The 19,681-nt window shown below is 69.3% G+C and carries 22 protein-coding genes and 1 riboswitch; of the genes, 12 read left to right on the top strand and 10 right to left on the bottom strand.

Translation table 11 applies throughout. The annotated features are described in order from the left end of the window. The first annotated feature begins 48 nt into the window (after window positions 1-48). Window positions 49-654, top strand: a complete 606-nt coding sequence (locus tag Mco01_RS09250) for a TetR/AcrR family transcriptional regulator (protein ID WP_204056462.1) — start codon at window positions 49-51, stop codon at window positions 652-654. A gap of 30 nt (window positions 655-684) precedes the next feature. On the opposite strand, the gene Mco01_RS09255 is transcribed toward Mco01_RS09250, so the two are convergent. Then, entirely contained in the window at window positions 685-1,101 is a 417-nt protein-coding gene (locus Mco01_RS09255; protein WP_204056463.1) for a PIN domain-containing protein, read from the bottom strand. Beyond that, on the bottom strand, window positions 1,077-1,388 hold the full coding sequence (locus Mco01_RS09260) for a hypothetical protein (protein WP_204056464.1): 312 nt from the start codon (window positions 1,386-1,388) through the stop codon (window positions 1,077-1,079). Before Mco01_RS09260 ends, Mco01_RS09255 begins: the two co-directional genes overlap by 25 nt. Before the next feature lie 544 nt (window positions 1,389-1,932). Between Mco01_RS09260 and Mco01_RS09265 the strand changes: the two genes are divergently transcribed. Beyond that, entirely contained in the window at window positions 1,933-4,302 is a 2,370-nt protein-coding gene (locus tag Mco01_RS09265) for an RICIN domain-containing protein (RefSeq protein WP_204056465.1), read from the top strand. A 132-nt stretch (window positions 4,303-4,434) separates the two neighbouring features. Here the strand turns inward: Mco01_RS09265 and Mco01_RS09270 are convergent, their stop codons facing one another. Beyond that, a complete protein-coding gene (locus Mco01_RS09270; protein WP_204056466.1) occupies window positions 4,435-5,523 on the bottom strand; it encodes an MsnO8 family LLM class oxidoreductase in 1,089 nt (362 codons plus the stop codon). A 175-nt stretch (window positions 5,524-5,698) separates the two neighbouring features. Here Mco01_RS09270 and Mco01_RS09275 point away from each other — a divergent pair, with 175 nt between their 5' ends. Together Mco01_RS09275 and Mco01_RS09280 are read left to right on the top strand one after the other, a co-directional pair. Further along, window positions 5,699-6,532, top strand: a complete 834-nt coding sequence (locus Mco01_RS09275) for an NAD-dependent epimerase/dehydratase family protein (RefSeq protein ID WP_204056467.1) — start codon at window positions 5,699-5,701, stop codon at window positions 6,530-6,532. An 82-nt stretch (window positions 6,533-6,614) separates the two neighbouring features. After that, complete coding sequence (locus Mco01_RS09280; protein WP_204056468.1) at window positions 6,615-7,694, top strand: hypothetical protein; 1,080 nt, start codon at window positions 6,615-6,617, stop codon at window positions 7,692-7,694. Between the two features lie 128 nt (window positions 7,695-7,822). On the opposite strand, the gene Mco01_RS09285 is transcribed toward Mco01_RS09280, so the two are convergent. After that, window positions 7,823-8,401 carry a helix-turn-helix domain-containing protein gene (locus Mco01_RS09285; protein WP_204056469.1) on the bottom strand — a complete coding sequence of 193 codons (579 nt, stop codon included), beginning with the start codon at window positions 8,399-8,401 and terminating at the stop codon, window positions 7,823-7,825. Window positions 8,402-8,767: 366 nt separating this feature from the next. Then, a riboswitch (cyclic di-AMP (ydaO/yuaA leader) is annotated at window positions 8,768-8,927 on the top strand. A gap of 92 nt (window positions 8,928-9,019) precedes the next feature. On the opposite strand from Mco01_RS09285, the gene Mco01_RS09290 reads away from it, so the two are divergent. Beyond that, complete coding sequence (locus tag Mco01_RS09290) at window positions 9,020-9,559, top strand: C40 family peptidase (protein ID WP_204056470.1); 540 nt, start codon at window positions 9,020-9,022, stop codon at window positions 9,557-9,559. Window positions 9,560-9,655: 96 nt separating this feature from the next. On the opposite strand, the gene Mco01_RS09295 is transcribed toward Mco01_RS09290, so the two are convergent. After that, entirely contained in the window at window positions 9,656-10,636 is a 981-nt protein-coding gene (locus Mco01_RS09295; RefSeq protein WP_239103454.1) for a helix-turn-helix transcriptional regulator, read from the bottom strand. 113 nt (window positions 10,637-10,749) lie between these two features. Between Mco01_RS09295 and Mco01_RS09300 the strand changes: the two genes are divergently transcribed. After that, window positions 10,750-11,148: a VOC family protein gene (locus tag Mco01_RS09300; RefSeq protein WP_204056472.1), complete on the top strand. Its 399-nt coding sequence runs from the start codon at window positions 10,750-10,752 to the stop codon at window positions 11,146-11,148. Window positions 11,149-11,170: 22 nt separating this feature from the next. Here Mco01_RS09300 and Mco01_RS09305 read toward each other — a convergent pair whose 3' ends face one another. Then, window positions 11,171-11,596: a MarR family winged helix-turn-helix transcriptional regulator gene (locus Mco01_RS09305; protein ID WP_204056473.1), complete on the bottom strand. Its 426-nt coding sequence runs from the start codon at window positions 11,594-11,596 to the stop codon at window positions 11,171-11,173. A gap of 90 nt (window positions 11,597-11,686) precedes the next feature. Here Mco01_RS09305 and Mco01_RS09310 point away from each other — a divergent pair, with 90 nt between their 5' ends. Then, window positions 11,687-12,418, top strand: coding sequence for an SDR family NAD(P)-dependent oxidoreductase (locus Mco01_RS09310; protein WP_204056474.1), 732 nt, complete (start codon window positions 11,687-11,689; stop codon window positions 12,416-12,418). Window positions 12,419-12,427: 9 nt separating this feature from the next. On the opposite strand, the gene Mco01_RS09315 is transcribed toward Mco01_RS09310, so the two are convergent. Further along, the gene (locus Mco01_RS09315) at window positions 12,428-13,357 is read right to left on the bottom strand and encodes an oxidoreductase (protein WP_204056475.1); all 930 of its coding nucleotides are present in this window, start codon (window positions 13,355-13,357) and stop codon (window positions 12,428-12,430) included. Between the two features lie 56 nt (window positions 13,358-13,413). Between Mco01_RS09315 and Mco01_RS09320 the strand changes: the two genes are divergently transcribed. Continuing rightward, complete coding sequence (locus tag Mco01_RS09320; protein WP_239103455.1) at window positions 13,414-13,809, top strand: MerR family transcriptional regulator; 396 nt, start codon at window positions 13,414-13,416, stop codon at window positions 13,807-13,809. Window positions 13,810-13,912: 103 nt separating this feature from the next. Here Mco01_RS09320 and Mco01_RS09325 read toward each other — a convergent pair whose 3' ends face one another. Continuing rightward, window positions 13,913-14,878 (bottom strand): Fic family protein, encoded by a 966-nt coding sequence (locus Mco01_RS09325; protein ID WP_204056477.1) that lies wholly within the window; start codon window positions 14,876-14,878, stop codon window positions 13,913-13,915. 706 nt (window positions 14,879-15,584) lie between these two features. Further along, window positions 15,585-15,815: a hypothetical protein gene (locus Mco01_RS09330; protein ID WP_204056478.1), complete on the bottom strand. Its 231-nt coding sequence runs from the start codon at window positions 15,813-15,815 to the stop codon at window positions 15,585-15,587. A 19-nt stretch (window positions 15,816-15,834) separates the two neighbouring features. Here Mco01_RS09330 and Mco01_RS09335 point away from each other — a divergent pair, with 19 nt between their 5' ends. Then, window positions 15,835-16,185, top strand: coding sequence for a hypothetical protein (locus Mco01_RS09335; RefSeq protein ID WP_204056479.1), 351 nt, complete (start codon window positions 15,835-15,837; stop codon window positions 16,183-16,185). Window positions 16,186-16,436: 251 nt separating this feature from the next. Continuing rightward, on the top strand, window positions 16,437-17,333 hold the full coding sequence (gene lgt / locus Mco01_RS09340) for a prolipoprotein diacylglyceryl transferase (RefSeq protein ID WP_204056480.1): 897 nt from the start codon (window positions 16,437-16,439) through the stop codon (window positions 17,331-17,333). 23 nt (window positions 17,334-17,356) lie between these two features. On the opposite strand, the gene Mco01_RS09345 is transcribed toward lgt, so the two are convergent. Continuing rightward, window positions 17,357-17,776 carry a MarR family winged helix-turn-helix transcriptional regulator gene (locus Mco01_RS09345; RefSeq protein WP_204056481.1) on the bottom strand — a complete coding sequence of 140 codons (420 nt, stop codon included), beginning with the start codon at window positions 17,774-17,776 and terminating at the stop codon, window positions 17,357-17,359. Window positions 17,777-17,868: 92 nt separating this feature from the next. Between Mco01_RS09345 and Mco01_RS39010 the strand changes: the two genes are divergently transcribed. Next, the gene (locus Mco01_RS39010) at window positions 17,869-18,729 is read left to right on the top strand and encodes an SDR family oxidoreductase (RefSeq protein WP_239103456.1); all 861 of its coding nucleotides are present in this window, start codon (window positions 17,869-17,871) and stop codon (window positions 18,727-18,729) included. A gap of 127 nt (window positions 18,730-18,856) precedes the next feature. Then, window positions 18,857-19,666, top strand: a complete 810-nt coding sequence (locus tag Mco01_RS09350; RefSeq protein WP_239103457.1) for a helix-turn-helix transcriptional regulator — start codon at window positions 18,857-18,859, stop codon at window positions 19,664-19,666. Window positions 19,667-19,681 lie beyond the last annotated feature (15 nt).

Raw genomic sequence — 19,681 nt, forward strand, 5'->3', positions numbered from 1 at the left:
CGTTCCCGGGCGATAGGGTACGGCTGGTACGTACCTGGGGAGGGCGACATGGCCGACGCGGCGAGGCCCGGGCCGGCCAGGCGCCGGGGGGCCGCGCTGGAACAGGCGATCCTCCGCGCGGCGGCCGACGAGCTCGCCGAGTCCGGCTACGCGGGGCTGACGATGGACCGGGTGGCCAGGCGGGCAGGGACCAACAAGAACGCCATCTACCGGCGCTGGCCCAACCGCGCGGCCCTCGGCGTCGCCGCCTACCGGCAGCTGGTCGAGGCGGAGTCGGAGCCGCCCGACACCGGCGACCTGCGTGGCGACGTGCTGGAGCTGCTGCGCCGCGCCAACCGCACCTGGTCCTCGCCGTACGGCGAGATCCTGCGCGCCCTGCTGGCCGGGGCCGCCGACGACCCCGAACTGCTGGCCCAGGTGCAGGAGAGCTCCCGGGACGGCGGCAGCGGCATGTGGCTGAAGCTGCTGGGGCGGGCCGTGGCCCGGGGCGAGGCGTCGCCGGACGCCCTGCATCCGCGCGTCGCCACCGCGGCCATCGCGCTGCTGCGCAACGAGTACCTCACCCGCGGGGTCCCGACCGCGCCCGACGGCGTCATCGTCGAGATCGTCGACGAGGTGTACCTCCCCCTCATCCGCGGCCGCGCCCGCCCATAGGCGCCCCCGAGCCGGACCGACGGCGACCGGTTACACGGATACGAGGCGGACCGCCTTGCCGCACAGCCGGTTCATGTCGTCCTCGTCGGAGGTGAGGACGACGACAGGGTGGGTGGAGCGGAGAGCAGTGGCGGCCACGACGGCGTCGATCGCGTATTTATGGCCATGAAGACCGCTGGCCCGGAGCAGGTCCAGCGCGTGGATGGAGAGCTCCTCGGTCACGGGCTCGACACGCAGGCGGGAGAGGTGCCAACGCAGCCGATCGTTCGCGATCCGGCCGTCGAACGCCTCTATGGGGGTCAATGCGCTGATGGCGACCCGGAAGTCGTTGTTCTGCGCCTCTCTGAGGATCGCCGTCACCCGCTGGTCGGCCGCACACCACTTCGACAGTCCCTGGGAGTCCAGGATCACCGTCCCCGCGCTCAGCTTGCTTCGTGCGCGCGCCATCCTCGGTCCTCCTGCAGTTCCGGGGCGGACTTCACGCTACGGAACAGTTCCTGGGCCTCTTCCTTGAGAGACTGCGGGATGGGGCCGCTCTCGTTCTCGTTCGCCTGCAGGGCCTCCTCCAGCAGGTCCCGCTCGATCTGGCGCTCCACAGCGGCGTCGACGTAGGCGGAGAACCCGCGCGCGCCGACGCGCTCCTTGATGGCGCGGATGTTGCCGGCCCGCAAGGAGACACTGACCTTGGCCGCAGGGCCCTCCCCCGGGGGGAAGGGTCCTTCAGGGACACTCATGCAGCCAGTTTACTACTCCTAGTGGCAAACCGCCGTCGAATCCTCGTCTCGGTGTGCCTAACGCCAGGCGGGTCCGGTCTTCGCCTCCGCCGACCGCCTGTGGGTGCGGTTCACACCGCGCCGCCGCACGCGTACAGGCCGTCCCGCGGAGCCGTCCGACGCTCGTAGGCGAAACCTCGACGGCCCGCGTTCCAACAATCTCTGCCATAACCAAGCGCAACCGAACGTACGCGCAGGTCTGAAACATTCATGGCCGACGACGGCCGACATGCGCGTTTCCGCTGCACGCCAGTTCAGGAATGTTCACACATCACCTTTCCCGCCTGACCATGTCTTGACAGTCCCCAAGTGCTCTGACATTTTCAAACGGCTTCCAACAGAAAGCGTGACGAACGGTATCGAGCCGAGCATGCCGGGGCCAACTGCCCCGAATCCAGCAGGGCCGGTGAACCGCCCGTCACTCATCCCCCCACACGGACACCCCCGGAGGTCCGGCATGCGCAAACGTCGACCAGTCGGCGACAGAAAATGGGTCCGCATCATAATGGCGACGGTCGCGGCGGCCGTGACCGGCGCCGGCGCCGTGGTGATGACCGCGCCGGCGGCCCAGGCGGCCACGACGACCATCTCGGTGAACGGTGGCTCAACGGGACGCACGTTCGACGGGGTGGGGGCGATCAGCGGCGGCGGCGGCAACTCCCGGCTGCTCATCGACTACCCGGAGACGCAGCGCTCACAGATCCTGGACTACCTGTTCAAGCCCGGGTACGGCGCGGCGGTGCAGTTGCTGAAACTGGAGATCGGCGGTGACGCCAACTCCACCGACGGCTCCGAGCCCAGCATCGAGCACGCCCGCGGCGACATCAACTGCAACGTGGGCTACGAGTTCTGGCTGGGCGAGCAGGCGGTGGCGCGCAACCCGAACATCAAGCTGATCGCGCTGCCGTGGACCGCGCCGGGCTGGATCGGCGGTGGGAACTTCTGGTCCCAGGACATGATCAACTACGACATCTCCTGGCTCAACTGCGCCAAGCAGCACGGCCTGACGATCAGCTACATCGGCGGCTGGAACGAGCGCGGGCACAACAAGAGCTGGTACGAGAGCCTCCGGTCGGCCCTCAACTCCAACGGCTACGGCAGCGTCCAGATCATCAGTGACGACAGCTTCGGCCTGTCCACCGCGGACGACATGCAGAGCGACCCGGCGTTCAAGGCCGCGGTCGGCGTGGTCGGGGCGCACTACCTGTGCGGCTACCTGGGCGACGCCACCTCGTGTCCGTCCAGTGCGAACGCGGTGGCCACCGGCAAGCCGATCTGGAACAGCGAGTTCGGGTCGCAGGACTACATCAGCGGCTCGGCCCCCTACATCCGCAGCATCACCCGCGGATACCTCGACGGCCAGCTGACGGGCTTCGTCAACTGGCCGCTGGTGGCCGCGCTCTACCCGAACCTGCCCTTCAACACCACCGCCCTGGCGGTCGCCAACTCGCCGTGGTCGGGCGCCTACCAGCTGGGCCGCAGCCTGTGGGCGAACGCCCAGGTCGCCCAGTTCACCCAGCCGGGCTGGCGATTCCTCACCGGCTCCGCGAGCGGATACCTCGGCGGTAACCGGAGCAACGGCAGCTACATCTCCCTGAAGTCCACGAACAACACCGACTACTCGACCATCTACGAGACCACCACGTCGACGACCACGCAGACCGTGAACGTCAGCGTGACAGGCGGGCTGAGCACCGGGACCGTGCACGTGTGGTCCACCAACCTCGGCTCGAACAACCCCGCCGACTGGTTCGTCAGGCAGCCGGACATCACCCCCAGCAACGGCTCCTACTCGCTCACCATGCAGCCGAACCGGATCTACTCGGTGACCACGACCACCGGCCAGGGCAAGGGCACGGAGGCCGGCCCGGCGAGCGCGCCGCTGGCTCTGCCGTACACCGACGACTTCGACGCCTACGCCTCCCGTACCGAGGCCAAGTACTTCTCCGACATGCAGGGATCCTTCGAGGTCCGGCCCTGCGCCGCCGGCCGGGCCGGTCAGTGCCTGCAGCAGGTGACTCCCGCGCGTCCGATCGAATGGCAGGACGACAGCGACGCCTTCGGGCTGGTCGGCGACCCGTCGTGGAGCAACTACAAGGTCAGCGTGGACGTCGACTTCCAGCAGTCCGGCACCATCACGCTGCTCGGGCGGGCGAACACGCAGCAGCGCCCGCAGAGTCACCAGGCCGCCTACCAGTTGCGGCTGAACAGCTCCGGAGCCTGGTCGATCGCCAAGAGCACCACGTCCGGCACGGTGAGCACCCTCACGTCGGGCACCCGGAGCTCGCTCGGGACCAACACGTGGCACACGATCTCGCTCAGCTTCTCGGGCAACCAGATCAGCGCCACCCTCGACGGCACCGCGCTCGGCTCGGTGACGGACGGCTCCTACTTCACCGGGCAGGTCGGGCTCGGGGTGGTCGGCTACCAGACCGACATGTTCGACAACCTCTCCGTCACCGCGACCAGCGGCGGAAACGGCGGCACCAGCGTCGGCCCCATCAGGGGCCAGGCCTCCGGCCGCTGCGTCGACGTCCCCAACTCGTCCCAGACCAACGGCACCCAGGTCGCGCTCTGGGACTGCAACAGCGGCGCCAACCAGACCTGGACCGCCACGTCGTCCAAGCAGCTGATGGTCTACGGCACCAAGTGCCTCGACGCCTACGGACAGGGCACGGCTGACGGGACCCGGGTCGACATCTACGACTGCAACGGCGGCACCAACCAGCAGTGGACGCTCAACTCCGACGGCACGATCGTCGGGGTCGGCTCGAACAAGTGCCTGGACGCCTACGGCGGCGGCACCGCCAACGGCACGCAGCTGGTGATCTGGACGTGCAACGGCGGCGCGAACCAGAAGTGGTCGCGCAGCTGAGCCGGCGGTGACACCGGCCGGCCGGGTCCGCACCGCAGCCCGCGGCGCGACCCGGCCGGCCGCTCCCGCCTCCGGCCGCTCCCGTCTTCCGCCGGAGCGGCTTCCGGCGATCCGCGCAGCGCGAGGGCGGGGCTACCCGTGCTCGGCCGGCGGAAAGACGCTCGCCTCGGCCACCGACTCCAGCGAGCGCACCCGGCAGGCCGGCTCGTAGACGGGTGTCGACAGCATGAGCTCGTCCGCACCCGTCTCGGCGGCCACGGCGGCCAGCCTGCCGCACGCCGTCCGCGGCGACCCGTGCGCCTGGGTGGCCCACATCTGGTCGAGCCGCTCCTCCAGCGCCGCGGGGAGCGTCTCGGCCGCCGCCTTCTCCGGCGGCAGGAGCACCGCCTCGGCGCCGCGCCCCTGCACGGCCGCCGCCATGGCCAGCTTCGCCGGACGGCCCAGGTAGGCGGCCTCGGCGTCGGTCGGCGCGCAGACGGTCTCCACACTGACGATCACGTACGGCTCCTCCCGCCAGCGCGAGGGCCGGAACAGCTCCCGGTAGCGGGTAAGGGCCTCGACCGTGTTGCCCGGGCGGATGTGACGCCCGAAGGCGAGCGGCAGGCCCAGCTCGGCGGCGAGCTCGGCGCCCGCCACGCTCGACGAGAGCAGCCAGGGCTCGGGCGTCCCGTCGCCGCCCGGCAGCACGGGCGCGCCGTACGCGCCGGCCAGGTAGTCCAGGAGCGCGACGAGGTCGGCGCGGTATTCGGCGTCCGTCGCCTGCTCGCCGCCGCGGCGCAGCGCGCGGATCGTGGCGGGGTCCGTCGTCCCCGGCCCGCGGCCGACGCCCAGGTCGATCCGCCCGGGATGCAGCGCGGCCAGCGTGGCGAACTGCTCGGCGACGACGAGCGGGGCGTGGTTCGGCAGCAGCACTCCGCCGGAGCCGATCCGGATCCCGGGCGTCGTCGCCGCGAGATGGGCCGCCAGGACGGGCGGCGCGACGCTGCCGACGGGCTGGTACCCGTGGTGCTCGGCGACCCACGCCCGGCGGAACCCGAGCTCACCGGCCCGCCGCACCGTCGCGGCCACCGCCGCCATGCCATCCGCTGCGCTGGTCCCGTCCTCCACCATCGCCAGCTCGAGCACGGACAGAGGCGGCAGCGGCACCCGGGCCGGAGACCGCGGACTCTCCGGCACCGAGGTGCCGGTGTCGTCCCGCCGTCCACGCTGGTCGTGCCCCATGGTGTGCCGCCCCTTCAGGTTATGTACGTGACGAATGCCGCGACTCTACGCAAACATTCCGAAGCACCTACTAGTCGGGCAAGGCCGCCGATCCGGCGACGTGCACCCGTGTCCGTGCCGTTCTACGCGTGGCCGTATAACGGTCTCGGAAGCGGCGGAGCACGTAGGAGGAACGATGTCGAAGATCTGTGTGACCGGGGCGAGCGGCAAGCTCGGCCGCGCCGTCGTACGCGACCTGCTCGAACACGGCCACGAGGTCGTCGCGACGGACGTCAGGCCCGGCCCCTCCGACCTCGGTGCGCAGGTGCTGGTCGCCGACCTCACCCACTACGGCCAGGCGACCGAGGTGCTCGACGACGTCGACGTCGTGGTGCACCTGGCCAACATCCCGGCGCCGGGGATCCGCACGCCGTCCGAGACCTTCAACGCCAACACGACGATGAACTCCAACGTCTTCCTGGCCGCCGCCCAGCGGAAGGTGGGGCGGGTGGTGTGGGCGTCCAGCGAGACGACGCTCGGGCTGCCCTTCGACGTCCCGCCGCGGTACGCCCCGGTGGACGAGGCCCACTACCCGCACCCGACCTCGACGTACGCGCTGTCCAAGGTCGTGACGGAGACCCTCGCCGAGCACGTCGCGCAGTGGTCGGGCATCCCGTTCGTGGCGTTGCGCTTCTCCAACGTCCTCGGGCCCGACGACTACCGGTCGTTCCCCGGCTACTGGGACGATCCGCGGCTTCGCCGGTGGAACCTCTGGGGCTACATCGACATCCGGGACGCGGCCGCGGCCTGCCGCCTCGCCCTCGACGCGCCGGTACAGGGGGCGCAGAGCTTCGTCATCGCGGCCGCCGACACCGTGATGAACCGGCCGTCGGCCGACCTCATGAAGGAGGTCTTCCCCGAGGTCGAGATCACGCGTGAGCTGGGGGAGTTCGAGACCCTGCTCGCCGTCGACCGCGCCCGGGAGGTCCTCGGCTTCGTCCCCCGGCACTCCTGGCGCGACCACGTCTGACGAGGCGTCCTGCCGCTCCCGGCTTTTCCGTGAACTACGGCTCTCCTCCGGGCGTCCTACATGTGAACGGAGGGAAGGCGTCATGCGTACCGTTTTCATCGCAGGAGTGACGGCGCTCGGGCTGGCGTTCGTGCCGGCCGCGGCGGCGTCCGGAACCGCACACCGCGCCGAGAGGGCCGCGCCGGGGTGGAAGCTGGCCAGGGTGAACACCCTGCCCGGCGACGACGTCCTCAACGACGTGACCGTCCTGGGCAACGGGTCGGTGTGGGCGGCCGGTCACCGGATCGTGAACGGACAGCAGCGGGGCCTGGTCCAGTGGTACGACGGCAGGACGTGGCGGACGGTCCCGAACAGCCCGCCGTACGAGCTGCGGGCCGTGACGGCCACGTCGAGCAGGAACGTGTGGGTCTTCGGCCCGGGCAAGGCCGCCCGCTGGAACGGGCGCACATGGGCCTCCTTCTCGCTGGGCGGCGCGTTCGCGTCCGCCGACGCCGACGGGACGAGTGCGAAGGACATCTGGGCGGTCGGGGGCACCGCCTCGGCGAGGCACTGGAACGGGTCCTCCTGGAGGAGCGTGAAGCTCCCGGGCCAGGCCGCCGCCGTCGACGCGTACCGGGCCGGCGACGTCTGGGCGGCGGGCGGCAGGGGCGCGCAGCCCGCGATCATGCGGTGGAACGGGAGGTCCTGGGCGCTGATGCCCACACCCGCGCTCACGCTCCCCCAATCCGACGCGGTCGCGGCCATCCAGGACATCGCGGTGCTGGGCCCGGGGAACGTGTGGGCCGTCGGCGGCGTCTCCTGGGAGGGGGCGAACGACGAGGGTGACGACGTGGACTACAGCCGCACCCTGGTGATGCGCTGGAACGGCAGGGCATGGGCCGCCTCGGTCGGCGCGACCCAGGCGCAGCCGTACACGGAGGTGGAACCGGACGGCAGCGGCGGCGTGTGGGTCGTGCAGGGCAACTGGAACCCCACCTTGTGGCACGTCACGGGGTCGGCCTGGACGCGCACCCCGGTTCCCCGCAAGGCGGGCACCGACGCCGTCCTGTTCTCCATCGCGCGCAGGCCGGGTACGGCCACGGTCTGGGGCGCGGGCTTCACGGTGCCACAGGGCGACCCCGACGACCCGACGGCCAACGGGACGTTCTGGCGCACCCGCTGACGGTCCGGTCACCGCCTGCCCGGGCTTGGGGCGTCGGAGACGCCGGCCTGCTCGCCCTCGCGCCCGTGGCACGGGTGCGCCCCCGGTCGCCGTCGCGGGCGCCGGCCATGCTGTGACGGCCCGCCGGACTACGCGCCGCGGGGCTTCGCCCGGACGTGCATCCGCTCCCCCTGCGCCCCGAACAGGCTGAGCACCTCCACCGGCCCCTCTCCCGTGCTGCCGAACCAGTGCGGCAGCCGCGTGTCGAACTCCGCCGCCTCTCCCACCTTGAGCACGACGTCGTGCTCGGCGAGCACCAGCCGCAGCCTCCCGCTGAGCACGTACAACCACTCGTAGCCCTCGTGCGTACGCGGCTCGGGATCGCAGCGGTCGACCGCGATGATCATCTTGAACGCCTGCAGCCCACCGGGATGCTGGGTCAGCGGCAGGATCGTCGAGTTGTCGCGGTGGATCGGCTTCATCCGCACCCGCGGGTCACCGACCGGCGGCGCGCCGACGAGCTCGTCGAGCGGCACCTGGTAGGCCCGCGCGAGCGGCAGCAGCAGCTCCAGGGTGGGTTTGCGCTCACCGGACTCGAGACGCGACAGCGTGCTGACCGAGATGCTGGTGGACTCCGCGAGCTGGCTCAGGGTGCTGCCGCGCTTCTTGCGCAGCGCACGCAGCCGCGGACCCACGGAGGCCAGGACCACGGCGTCGTCGTTTGCCATATCGGCAATGCTACTTGTCGAATCGGCAGATCGGGACGCGTCGTGCGCGTCGGCCGAGGCCACCGCTCGCCATCTCCCGTTTGAAGACTCAGGCTCGCCCGTGCCGCACAGTTGGGGATATCGATGTGACGAGCATCACTTTTTCCATCACGCCATGTGCTCTGACCTGCTGATTCATCCTTTTGATCCTTTTTACGGTGTCCTTACCGGTTTGCGGCCCTTTGCGGCAATATGGCGCTACTTGGTAGTTTCCTTGCCCTACGACGGCGGCGTCCCCGTGGCGCGGCCATCGCGGAACCCGGCCCTGCCGGGTTGGAAACCGACCATCCACCGTCACCGCCGCCACGTCCTCTCCGCCCCCCTGGGCGTCGGTGATCGCCGAATCCGTGCCGCAAGGAGGCACGGAACCGGGGAACCAGTCGACCTTCGCCCGAAGGTCTGGGGTGAATCGGCGCGCCATGCGCCGTAGGGCGTCTTCCCTGCCCGAATCCGTCAGCTAACCCGGTAGGCGCAAGCGGAAGACGCAAGGAGAGATCCCTGTCTACCAACCCCACCACTCTGCTCCGCATCGCCATCGTCACGGTGAGTAGCGCCGCGCTCACCGCCTCCGCAGGAGCATTGAGCGCACTGCCCGCGTCGGCCGCCACGGCGACGGTGACAGCCCCGCCCCCGGTCCTGTCGCCCATCCCGCCCGAGCCCGCCGCCCCGATCCTCACCGGGGTCACCCCGTACGCCGGTGAGGCGTCCGCGAAGGAGGCGTCCGCGAACACCACCCTCAGCAAGTCGGCTCTTCAGCAGCAGAAGGCCGAACGCGCCATCGAGGTGGCCAGAAAGCAGCTCGGCGACCCCTATGTATGGGGCGCCACGGGCCCCCGGGCGTTCGACTGCTCGGGCCTGGTCCAGTTCGCCTGGCGCAAGGCCGGCGTCAAGCTCCCGCGTACGACCTGGGAGATGCTCAGCGCCGTCAAGAAGAAGGTGTCCCTGGCGCATCTCAAGCCCGGCGACCTCATCTTCACCAGCGGCGGCGGCCACGTGGGCATGTACATCGGCCACAAGAAGGTGATCAACGCCCCCCACAGCGGCGCGGTGGTCAGCATCGACCGCCTCAAGGGCTACTGGAGGAGCAACTTCCTCACCGCCGTACGCCCCGGGGTCTGACCCTGAGGTCACATCCCCCGGCGGAGACGTCCTGACGCCTGCCGCGGTCAGGGCGTCTCCGCCGGGGGGCACGACGTACGTCCCCGGGGGCCGTGGTCACCCGCGCGGCGCACCCCTGCGGGCGGAGGCCGCGAGCCGCTCGGCGAGCGCCATGACGAGGCCGCGCAGTTCCTCTGGTCGCTCGATGACGAACGGCCGGTCGAGCGACGCGAGCACCGAGGGCAGCCAGTCGAGACGCTCTGCCCGCACCTCGACGCGGAGCCAGCCGTCGGTCTCGTGACCCGCGCCGTCCGCGGGCGGGCGTTCCTCCACAGTCGCGACACCGGCGGGGAGCCGGGTGCGGATCTGGTCGACCGTCCCCTGGATCCGCAGAACCACCTCATGCCGGTACGGAGCCGTGGCGAGTCCCGACAGGACGCGCTGCGCCGGGTCGAGTCCGGCGGGCGTCTCGAACGAGCCGGGCAGTGTCCTCGCGTCCGCGATGCGATCCAGCCGGAAGGTCCGATCTTCGCCGATGCCAGGATCCGCCCCCGTGACGTACCACCGGCCCGAATGAGCGACGAGCCCGTACGCATGCAGCGTGCGTTCGCTGCGCCGGCCGTCGGCGGCGACGTACCTGATCGAGATCGGCCGGCGATGGCGCACCGCGTCCGCGATCGTGAGCAGGACCGCGGTCTCCGGGACGGCGAAGTCGCCGGGCGGAGCCGTGAAGGCGACGGACTCGAGCACGACGTCGAGCCTGCGGGCGAGCCGCTGGGGCAGTACCCGCCGGATCTTGGCCGCCGCCGTCTCGCTCGCCGCGCCGGCGGCCGTCATCAACCCTGCCCGGCGACCGGCGACCAGGCCGAGCAGCACGGCCAGCGCCTCATCGTCGCTCAGCATGAGCGGGGGCAGACGGTATCCGGGAGCGAGCCGGTAGCCGCCATGACGACCGCGCACCGACTCGACGGGCACGTCGAGGTCGATCAGGTGGTCCACGTATCGCCGCACCGTGCGCCCGTCGACGCCGAGCCGGTCGGAGAGTTCGGCGATCGTCCGGATGCCGCCCGACTGGAGGAGTTCCAACAGCGTGAGCACACGCTGAGTAGGTCGAGCCATGTCTCGCCATCTCGCTGCACATACTGGGCCGTTTCTGTCCAGTATTGCTCCTAGCCTGCGGTGGGAACGACCCGCAAGCCAGGGAGATCACCATGGAATTCATCTCGATCCGCATCATCACGGCCGACGTCGCGCGCCTCGTCGGCTTCTACGAACGAGCCACAGGAGTGCGCGCCAGTTGGTTCGGCGAGGACTTCGCGGAGCTCAGGACCACCTCGGCGACCCTCGCGATCGGCAGCACCCGCACCGTCGCGCTGTTCGCGCCCGGCGCCGCCCGCCCGGCGGACAACCGCTCCGTGATCATCGAGTTCCTCGTGGACGACGTGGACGGCGTGCACAAGAACCTGACCGGCTTCGTCGAGGAGTTCGTCAACGAGCCCACCACGATGCCCTGGGGCAACCGGTCGCTGCTGCTCCGTGACCCCGACGGCAACCTCGTCAACTTCTTCACCCCTGTCACCCCGGCCGCGATCGCGAAGTTCGCTCGCTGAAACCGTAGGGCGCGTGCTGCGGTCAGGGACGGAGCACTGACGTGGCGGATCGCAGCAGACGGATGAGATCGTCGCGTTCGGCGCCGGGCCAGGAGCTGAAGCCCGTGGTCAGGGTCGTCTCGATGACCTGCTGGAACTCACCGCTGAGCGCTTCGCCTTCAGCGGTGAGGTGGACGCGCGTCACGCGGCGGTCGTCGGGGTCGGGCCGGCGGGTGAGCAGGCCGCGCCGCTCAAGCCGGTCGACCAGGCCCGTGACGTTGGTCTTGTCACAGTGCAGCAGAGCCGCCAGCTCGCCGGATGACGGCTGCCGATGCCGGGCGAAGCACAACAGCTGCGCCTGCTGAGGAGTGAGCCCCAGCCGGCGGCTGGCCGCGCCGAACAGGCCGTCGATCTCCTGGAAGAGGCCGATCAGCGTCTCGACGAGTTCGCCCTCGGGTGCGTCGGCCATGGAGAAAGTCTACTCCCTCGACCATTGACACCATCAACCTAAATAGTTGATGATCTCGACTGTCCATAGGGTCGTCTAAATGGAGGGGCCATGCGTGCCGAAGAACGGGTCGCGGTCGTCACGGGGGGATCGCGCGGCATCGGACGCGCGATCAGCGAGCGGCTCGCCGTAGCGGGAATGCGCGTCGTCATCGGCTCTCGCGATCAGGAGACCGCGGCGGGAGTCGTCACCCGGATCAAGGACGCGGGCGGGCGGGCCAGCGCGGTCCGCACCGACATCACTGAGCCGGCAGCGGTCAAGGAGCTGTTCGACACGGCCGAGAAGCACTACGGCCGCGTGGATGTGTGGGTGAACAACGCGGCCACGGCGACCGCGGGGCCGCTGTCTCACGCGACCGACGACGACTTCGACCAGTACGTGCACGCGAACGTCCGGGCCACGTTCGTGGCCCTCCGTGAGGCCGCGAAGCGCATCCGCGACCACGGCCGGATCATCGTGATCTCCTCCGCCCTGACCGTCTCACCGTTGCCCGGCATGGCGCTGCTCGCGGCGGTCAAGGCCGCGGGAGATCAGCTCGCCCGTACTCTCGCCTGGGAAGTGGGCTCCAGATCCGTCACGGTCAACAGCGTCCTGCCCGGCCTCACCCGTACCGGCGTCATCGACACCGTCCCTCAGCACGTCATCGACGACGCCCAGGCACGTACGCCGTTGGGCCGTTTGGGCGAACCGTCCGACATCGCCGACGTCGTCGCCTTCCTCGCCTCCGACGCCGGCCGCTGGATCACGGGCCAAACCATTCACGCCGCAGGAGGCATGATCTGAGGATCCACGTCAGGCGGCGACATCCAAACCGGTGAGACGGGCCGAGAGCGCCCACAGGCGGGCCGCCTCGTCGCCGTCTTCCGGGCCGTCCCGCGAGATGCGGCAGTCGGCGCAGTAGTCACCGCCATGGTCGTCGAGCAGGGGTGAGGTCGCGGCCCAAACCACGGAGGCCGCCCCCTGCTCAGGTGTTCTGAACAGACCCGGCGCCGGGTTTCCGTCGGAGTCGACCCAGCCGGCGGCGACCATCTCGCCGATCGTGAGGTGTCGCTGCAGAGATGTAAGGATCCAGCCGGGGTTGACCGAGAAGGCATGTACCCCGTGCGCTCGTCCGACCCTGTCGAGGTGGCGGGCGAACAAGATGTTCGCGAGCTTGGACTGGGCATAAGCGGCCCACTTGTCATAGCCACGCTCGAACCGGACGTCGTCCCAGCGAATGCTCCAGTCGGGGTTGTACCCGGAGGCGACCGCGACCACCCGGGCCCTGCCGGCGGCCGTGAGAGCGGGCCACAGCAGGTTCGTCAGCGCGTAGTGGCCCAGGTGGTTGGTGGCGAACTGGGCCTCCCAGCCCGGCCCCATCCGCGTCTCCGGGCAGGCCATGACGCCGGCGTTGGCGATCAGGATGTCGAGGGTGTCGTGGCCGCGGCGGAACCGCTCGGCGAACATCCGGACGGAGTCGAGGTCGGCGAGGTCGAGCTCGTCGACCTCGGCCCCTTTCACGCCGGCGAGTTTCCGCCGCGCCGCGTCGGGCCGCCGAGCCGGCACGATCACCAGAGCCCCCGCCCGGGCGAGCGAACGGGTCGCCGCCAGCCCCAGACCGGAGTACCCACCCGTGACGACCACGGTCCTGCCGCTGAGATCGATGCCGGCCAGGACATCGTCGGCGGTGCTCGTGGCACCGAACCCGTCGTCGTTCGCGCCCGTGGTCGCGTGATCTTCCATGCCGGGAAGGCTAGATGCTAGACCGAGGTCTAGGTCAACGACCTATGATCCGGAAGGTGGAGACCGCGGATCTGAGCATCGGCGAGGTGGCACGCCGTACCGGGTTGAGCGTGCACGCCCTACGGCTGTACGAGCGTGAGGGGCTTCTGGCCGGTGAAGTGCGGCGTGACGAGAAAGGCCGGCGACTGTACAGCGAGTGGGATGTCGAGTGGCTGGCCAACTGCGTGAAGTTCCGCTCCTCCGGCATGCCGTTGGCGACGATCAGCCGACTGGCCCAGCTGGTCCGCGAGGGCACCGGGAACGAGGCGGAACGGCTCGAACTGCTGCGTGAACACCAGCGCCGCATCGCGGACCAGCTCGCGCAGCTGCACGCCTGTCTCGACCTCATCAACACCAAGGTGGCCGCCTACCAGCGACACCTCGCCATCGGCGCGTCCGGAGATCCCTGGTAGCAGAAACGCGCCGCGCTGAAATGGACGTACCAGACGCGGCAGTAAGGCCGACAGGGCCCTTGATGGAGGCACTATCGTTCGCCTCGGCTGATCGGCAGACGCGTCACGACCTGCGATGCCTCGACTTGAGGTAGTCGTTCACCCACTTCTTGCTGCTACGCCACATGCCGTCGTCACCCTTGACGGCACGGAGTCGTCCCCGTGCGGCGGCCATGCGAAGCGCGTTTTCTGTGACGTCTCGCGTGGCGAGGGCGGGTAGTGGGACAAGCTTGACCGGACCGGCCACCGCCGGCATGACGAAGCGGTACAGATTTGTCGTCACGCTGCGTGCGATGAGTTCGCCCAACGGTCCGAACTCGTCATTGTCGGCTCGGCGCATCGCCTGAAGGTACTTGTCGCGGTCGCGCTTGTAGATGATCGCGGGCGGATATCCGATTCTGCAAAGTATCAAGTTCAGCACCAGGCGGCCCGTCCGCCCGTTGCCGTCCAGAAACGGGTGTATCTGCTCGAATCGGTTATGAATCCGGGCCAAGCGTTCGGAGAGGGCCTCGTCGGACTCGTCTCGAAGGCCATCGACCGTCTTCACCCAGTCCCGCATCTGTGGATCGACTTCCGGCCATGAAGGCGGCTTCATACCCCCAGGGAACCTGGCGATCTCGTGCTGTCGGAAGTTCCCAGGCCCCTCGGCGGGGGTGGCATGCGGGTGGGGTTCTACGGCCCACACGAGGGACATGGCGGTGTGGTGAATCTGACGAACCTCCTGGAGCGCGATGAGATCTCCGTTCTGCCAGTCTCCCGGCTCCAATGCCTGCCCATAGACCCACTTCGCGGCGTCGCCGTACCCCCTCACCTCCATGTAGTCCCTGAGCGGCTTCGCACCTACCGCCCGACCCTCCTCAAGGAGCTTCTCCACCTCCTGCAAGACAAGCGTGTTGCCCTCGATCGCAGTACTGTTGTGGGCCTCCTGGTGCCAGATGTCGGACCAGATGTCCTCCGCCTCGGCGGGCGAAGGCAGGCCGCCCAAGCGGTCACGAAGCTCTCGAACGGCCTCGTCGAGGCGCTGATACACGGTCGCCCTGGACGGCCTCCCCGGTCCCGACACCAGTGCCTCCCGTGATTCTGTTCGGCTAAGCCCATGTAACTGTACCGAACAAAATCTCTCCGATTGTTCGCCTCGGCTCAATTAATCGAACCGAACAACTCTCCGCGCCAGGCCCAAGGAGTCAAACGTCGGAGCGGCCATGCGCCTGATTGAAGTCGCCCTCCCGCCATGTTCCTCGGCCGCAATGAGCCCTCCGTGCAGGCCTGACCAGCGCCCGGAGGTCTCAGCCGATCCCGGCTACTCCGCTTCCTCGGGACGCCCCTTACCGGCGGCACGTACCCTGGCTCCGGCGTCGGCGTAGATCTCAGCGTCGGCCCTTTCGCCGACAGTTCGTACTTCGCAGATCTCGATCGACTTGTCGTCGTGATTCGACAGACGACCCCCCAGGTGTACATCCGACCAGGAGCTTGCTAAAGCCGGTCAGCTCCCGTCCAGTGGGTAGCCGGCCTTCTGGATTCTTCAACAGTAAGAGAATCTTTTTGAGGCGTCCAAAAGAATGTTCCTCCGAGTTGCGAGGACTCGTCGGACACGCTGGAGTCCCGCTCCGGGCAAGCGTCACAGACGGATGGCTGTCCGCCGGGCGAATCTGAAACCATATTTCTTGACACTTCCGTGGCAGCCACCACAATGACGGTGTCGTCGCGAGTGGGCGCCCTCTCGACGTGGACCATATTCATTGGTTTCGGTCGAGACGTGGGAGTTCACACATGCGCTCAGCATTGTCGCGTGCGTTGATGGCGGCGGTCATCGCCGTCGCAGCGGTTCTCGTGCCGGCGGGGCCCGCGTCCGCGGGGATCTGGCAGCTCACCGACGGGTTCGAGCCGTCGACGAATCCGGCGTCCAGATGGACGTTCACCGCGAACGGGGGGTGCGGCGGGCCGGTGTTCGGCAGCGCGTCGAACACGCCACGCACGGGGAGCGGCATGGCCAGCATGTCGGCCTACACGAAGGGCGACTGGTGTGCGCTCGGGCGGACCATCACCCTCACGCCGGTGAGCATTCACCCGGGGGCACGATGCACCGCCGGCGTCTGGACGGACCTGTGGGGCGAGATGGCCCAGTTCAACCTTGAGGTGATCGACCCCGACACGTGGACGTACATCGCACTGAAGTCGATCACCCAGGACTGGGTCCACGGCTGGGAGCTCCAGACGGTGAGCTGGACCGCGCAACGCTCCGACGTCGTGCTGCGGTTCGCCGTCGTGCAGCGGAACCCGTACTGGCACGCCGCGGAGGTCGACCTCGACGACGTCGTGGTGCAGTGCGCCTACTGATCGACCGAGCCGTCCGGATTGGTCGGCGTGCCGGAGGTGTCGCGGCGGCGTTCGTCGCGGCCGACGACCCCTCGCCGCGCGTGGCGAACGATCATCGGACCTGAAACAGGCCCCCGAGCAGCCGAAGCCCTTCACCGCATCACGGGTACCGGCCGTCGTCGAATGCCGTACGGGTTCGTCTACGCCCGCAAATGTTTGCGATCAGGTCGCATGGGCGGCCAAGCGGCCTCCCGTTGACTAGCCTCACCGGCATGCCCTTCGCCTCGATTCCCAGCCCCTCCCAAGGGGTCTGGCATCTCGGATTCATCCCGATCCGGGCCTACGCACTGTGCTTCCTCGTCGCGATCGTCTTCGCCACCTGGCTGAGCGAGCGCCGCTGGCGCGCCCGTGGCGGGAAGAAGGGCACGATCAGCGACATCGCGGTCCCCGGCGTGATCTTCGGCCTGATCGGCGCTCGCCTCTACCACGTCATCACCGACTGGCAGACCTACTTCGGCCCGCGCGCGATCAAGGAGCCTTACCAGGCGCTGTTCATATGGGAGGGCGGGCTCAGCATCTGGGGCGCGGTCGCCCTGGGAGGCGTGGGCGTCTGGCTGGCCTGCCGCCGCCGGGGACTGTCTCTGGGCGCCGCGGCCGACACGGTCGCGCCCACCATCGCGTTCGGGCAGGCGATCGCCCGCTGGGGCAACTGGTTCAACCAGGAGCTGTACGGCGGTCCGACCACCTTGCCGTGGGGCCTGGAGATCGACCAGGCGCACGGCGGCACGCCAGGCGTGCTCTACCACCCGACGTTCCTCTACGAGTCGCTGTGGGACGCGGCGCTCGGTTTCGCGCTGATTCTGGCCGGCAGGCGGTTCACGCTGCGCCACGGCCGACTGTTCGCCCTGTATGTCGCCGGCTACACGTTCGGGCGGTTCTGGATCGAGGGGCTGCGGGTCGACCCGGTGGGCGGAGTGGACCACGCGGTGACGCTCCTGGGGCTGCGGATCAACCAGTGGACCTCGATCGTGCTGTTCATCGGCGCGCTGGTCTATATGTGGGTGACTCGCAACAAGGACGTCGAAGAGATCGTGGAGCCGGCCTCACAACACAAGGCCTCGCACGAGGAGAACGGCGGGCGGGCCGCCGATCCGATCGAGACCACCTGACGTGACAAAGGCGGCGGCCATGGTCACAGCAGGCCGCTGCCCGACTTGTAGACCTTGGTAAGCGCGATCATCAGTTGGTGACGCTCGTCCTCGGTCAGATCTGCGGTGATCTTCTCTTCCAGGCTGCGGCGTTCCGCCTCGACCGGCTCCCGGAGCGCCCGGCCCGCATCGGTCAGCCAGAGTCTGACCAGCCTGCTGTCGCGTTCGTCTCGGCTTCGGGTGAGCAGGCCGACGGCGCTCATCCGGGTGGCCATTTTGACGACCGTGGGCGTGGTGACATGCAGGGCGGCGGCGATTTCGCCGGGCGTGCTGCCGTCGCGCTCCCACAATGCCGCCAGCAGATGATCCTGCCCCTGGTGCAGTCCATGGCGGCGCATGGCGGTCTCGACCAGCGCACGCAGCACCTTCGTCGTCTTGCTGTGCAGGTCGAGGAACTCGGGCACCGCCACCTCCGGACAGCAGGTCGATTGACGGCTAATCACTAACCGGCTAACGTTTCGAGCGATCGTTAGACGGCAAACGACTAGGAGTCTCGATGATACTGGTGACCGGAGCCACTGGGAGAATCGGCCGCGAGCTGACCAGCGAGCTCGATGCGAGAAACGCGACGTTCCGCATCCTCGTCCGCGACCCGGCCCGCGCGGCCGGCCTCCCCGCAAGCGCCGAGCGCGTGGTCGGCGACCTCGACGATCCCGCGACGCTCGCCCCCGCCTTCGACGGTATCGACCGGCTGTTCCTGCTCACCCCGGGCATCGGCACCGACCAGGCCGGCAACGCCATCACCGCCGCCCGCGCCGTGCGAGTGCGCCGCATCGTGCTGCTGTCGTCCATCTGGGTTTCCGGCGATCCGGTACCCGCCATGGGCCGCTGGCACCACCAACGCGAGCATCTCCTGCGCATGTCTGGCATACCGGCCACGATTTTGCGTCCCGGCGGCTTCACGACCAACGCCCTGGAATGGGTACCGTCCATTAAGAATGAGGGATTCGTCCTCGACGCGACCGGTCCGGGCCGCTCTGCGCCGATCGATCCGGCCGACATCGCCGCCGTCGCCGGCCTCGTACTGACCCAGGACGGCCATGACGGCCAGACCTATACCCTCACCGGCGATGAGGCGCTCACCATCGCCGAACAGGTCGCGATCATCGCTGACACCATCGGCCGCGACATCGAGGTCCGTGCGGCGGCCTCCCCCGAAGAGATCGTCCGCTCCCGCTATCCCAACGGCGCGCCCAAGCCCCTTGCCGACGCGATCCTCGAAGCCGCCGCGATCATGCGGGCGGACACGACCGGAGTACGCACCGACACCGTGCAACGCCTGCTCGGCCGCCGCCCTCGCACCTTCGCCGACTGGTGCACCCGAAACGCCGACGCCCTGCGACTCGAACTTGAATAGAGCAACGACACGGGACGCAGAAGTCCCTCGCTGGAGCAGGCCGTCCCACCATCGCGTAGAGCGAGGAACAGACGGAAGCAGTGGCCAGCGTCGTGACGTCGACCGGCTGCGGGAGCTGGGGTATCCGGTGCACGCCGCGCGCGGGACCGACGGCGGGTATCAGCTCGCGCCCGGTGCCGTGCTGCCGCCGCTGCTGCTCGACGAGGAGGAGGCGGTCGCGCTCGCCGTCGGCATGGGTGAGGCCGCACGGAGCGCGATCATGGGCATGGAGGCGTCTGCGATCCGGGCCCTCACCAAGGTCGTCCAGGTCATGCTGCCTCGGCTGCGCCGCCGCGTGGACCTCCTGCGCGGGGCGACGGTCTCCGCGACCTCGGCGGAACCGGTCGTCACGGTGGACGTGTTGACCACCGTCGCCCAGGCGTGCCGGGACGAGGAGCGGCTGCGCTTCTCCTACGCCCCGCGAGGCCGCGAGCCCTTATCGCGCGAGGTCGAGCCGTACCGGCTGATGACCCTCGGCCGCCGCTGGTATCTGGTCGCCTACGACCTGACCCGGCAGGACTGGCGTAGCTTCCGGCTCGACCGTCTGACGGAGGCGCAGGCGACGGGAGCACGTTTCCGCCCGCGCGACCTGCCCACGCAGGATGCGGCAGCGTTCGTCAGAGCGGTCGGCGGCGTGCCCGAGCCGTACACGCTCGAGGCACTCGTGCACGCACCTGCCGCACGGGTGCGCACGACGGTCGGTCAGTGGGGGATGGTCGAAGAAGCCGGCGAACGCAGTTGCCTGCTCAGGATGACCTCGACCTCACTGGACTGGCCGGCCCAGGCGCTGGGCAACGTGGGCTCGGAGTTCGAGGTGCTGGGCCCGCCGGAGTTCGTCACCTACATCCGCGAATGGGGCGAGCGCTTCGTCCGGGCCGCATCACCCAGACCCGCCTGAGGCTCCAGCCTTCGG

Source organism: Microbispora corallina (assembly GCF_016863035.1).
GTDB classification, from domain to species: domain Bacteria; phylum Actinomycetota; class Actinomycetes; order Streptosporangiales; family Streptosporangiaceae; genus Microbispora; species Microbispora corallina.

Bases quoted from the DNA above. Each gene is read 5' to 3' on its own strand.
- Mco01_RS09250 (WP_204056462.1), top strand. From the start codon at position 49: ATGGCCGACGCGGCGAGGCCCGGGCCGGCCAGGCGCCGGGGGGCCGCG.
- Mco01_RS09255 (WP_204056463.1), bottom strand. From the start codon at position 1,101: ATGGCGCGCGCACGAAGCAAGCTGAGCGCGGGGACGGTGATCCTGGAC.
- Mco01_RS09260 (WP_204056464.1), bottom strand. From the start codon at position 1,388: ATGAGTGTCCCTGAAGGACCCTTCCCCCCGGGGGAGGGCCCTGCGGCC.
- Mco01_RS09265 (WP_204056465.1), top strand. From the start codon at position 1,933: ATGGCGACGGTCGCGGCGGCCGTGACCGGCGCCGGCGCCGTGGTGATG.
- Mco01_RS09270 (WP_204056466.1), bottom strand. From the start codon at position 5,523: ATGGGGCACGACCAGCGTGGACGGCGGGACGACACCGGCACCTCGGTG.
- Mco01_RS09275 (WP_204056467.1), top strand. From the start codon at position 5,699: ATGTCGAAGATCTGTGTGACCGGGGCGAGCGGCAAGCTCGGCCGCGCC.
- Mco01_RS09280 (WP_204056468.1), top strand. From the start codon at position 6,615: ATGCGTACCGTTTTCATCGCAGGAGTGACGGCGCTCGGGCTGGCGTTC.
- Mco01_RS09285 (WP_204056469.1), bottom strand. From the start codon at position 8,401: ATGGCAAACGACGACGCCGTGGTCCTGGCCTCCGTGGGTCCGCGGCTG.
- Mco01_RS09300 (WP_204056472.1), top strand. From the start codon at position 10,750: ATGGAATTCATCTCGATCCGCATCATCACGGCCGACGTCGCGCGCCTC.
- Mco01_RS09305 (WP_204056473.1), bottom strand. From the start codon at position 11,596: ATGGCCGACGCACCCGAGGGCGAACTCGTCGAGACGCTGATCGGCCTC.
- Mco01_RS09310 (WP_204056474.1), top strand. From the start codon at position 11,687: ATGCGTGCCGAAGAACGGGTCGCGGTCGTCACGGGGGGATCGCGCGGC.
- Mco01_RS09315 (WP_204056475.1), bottom strand. From the start codon at position 13,357: ATGGAAGATCACGCGACCACGGGCGCGAACGACGACGGGTTCGGTGCC.
- Mco01_RS09335 (WP_204056479.1), top strand. From the start codon at position 15,835: ATGGCCAGCATGTCGGCCTACACGAAGGGCGACTGGTGTGCGCTCGGG.
- lgt (WP_204056480.1), top strand. From the start codon at position 16,437: ATGCCCTTCGCCTCGATTCCCAGCCCCTCCCAAGGGGTCTGGCATCTC.
- Mco01_RS39010 (WP_239103456.1), top strand. From the start codon at position 17,869: ATGATACTGGTGACCGGAGCCACTGGGAGAATCGGCCGCGAGCTGACC.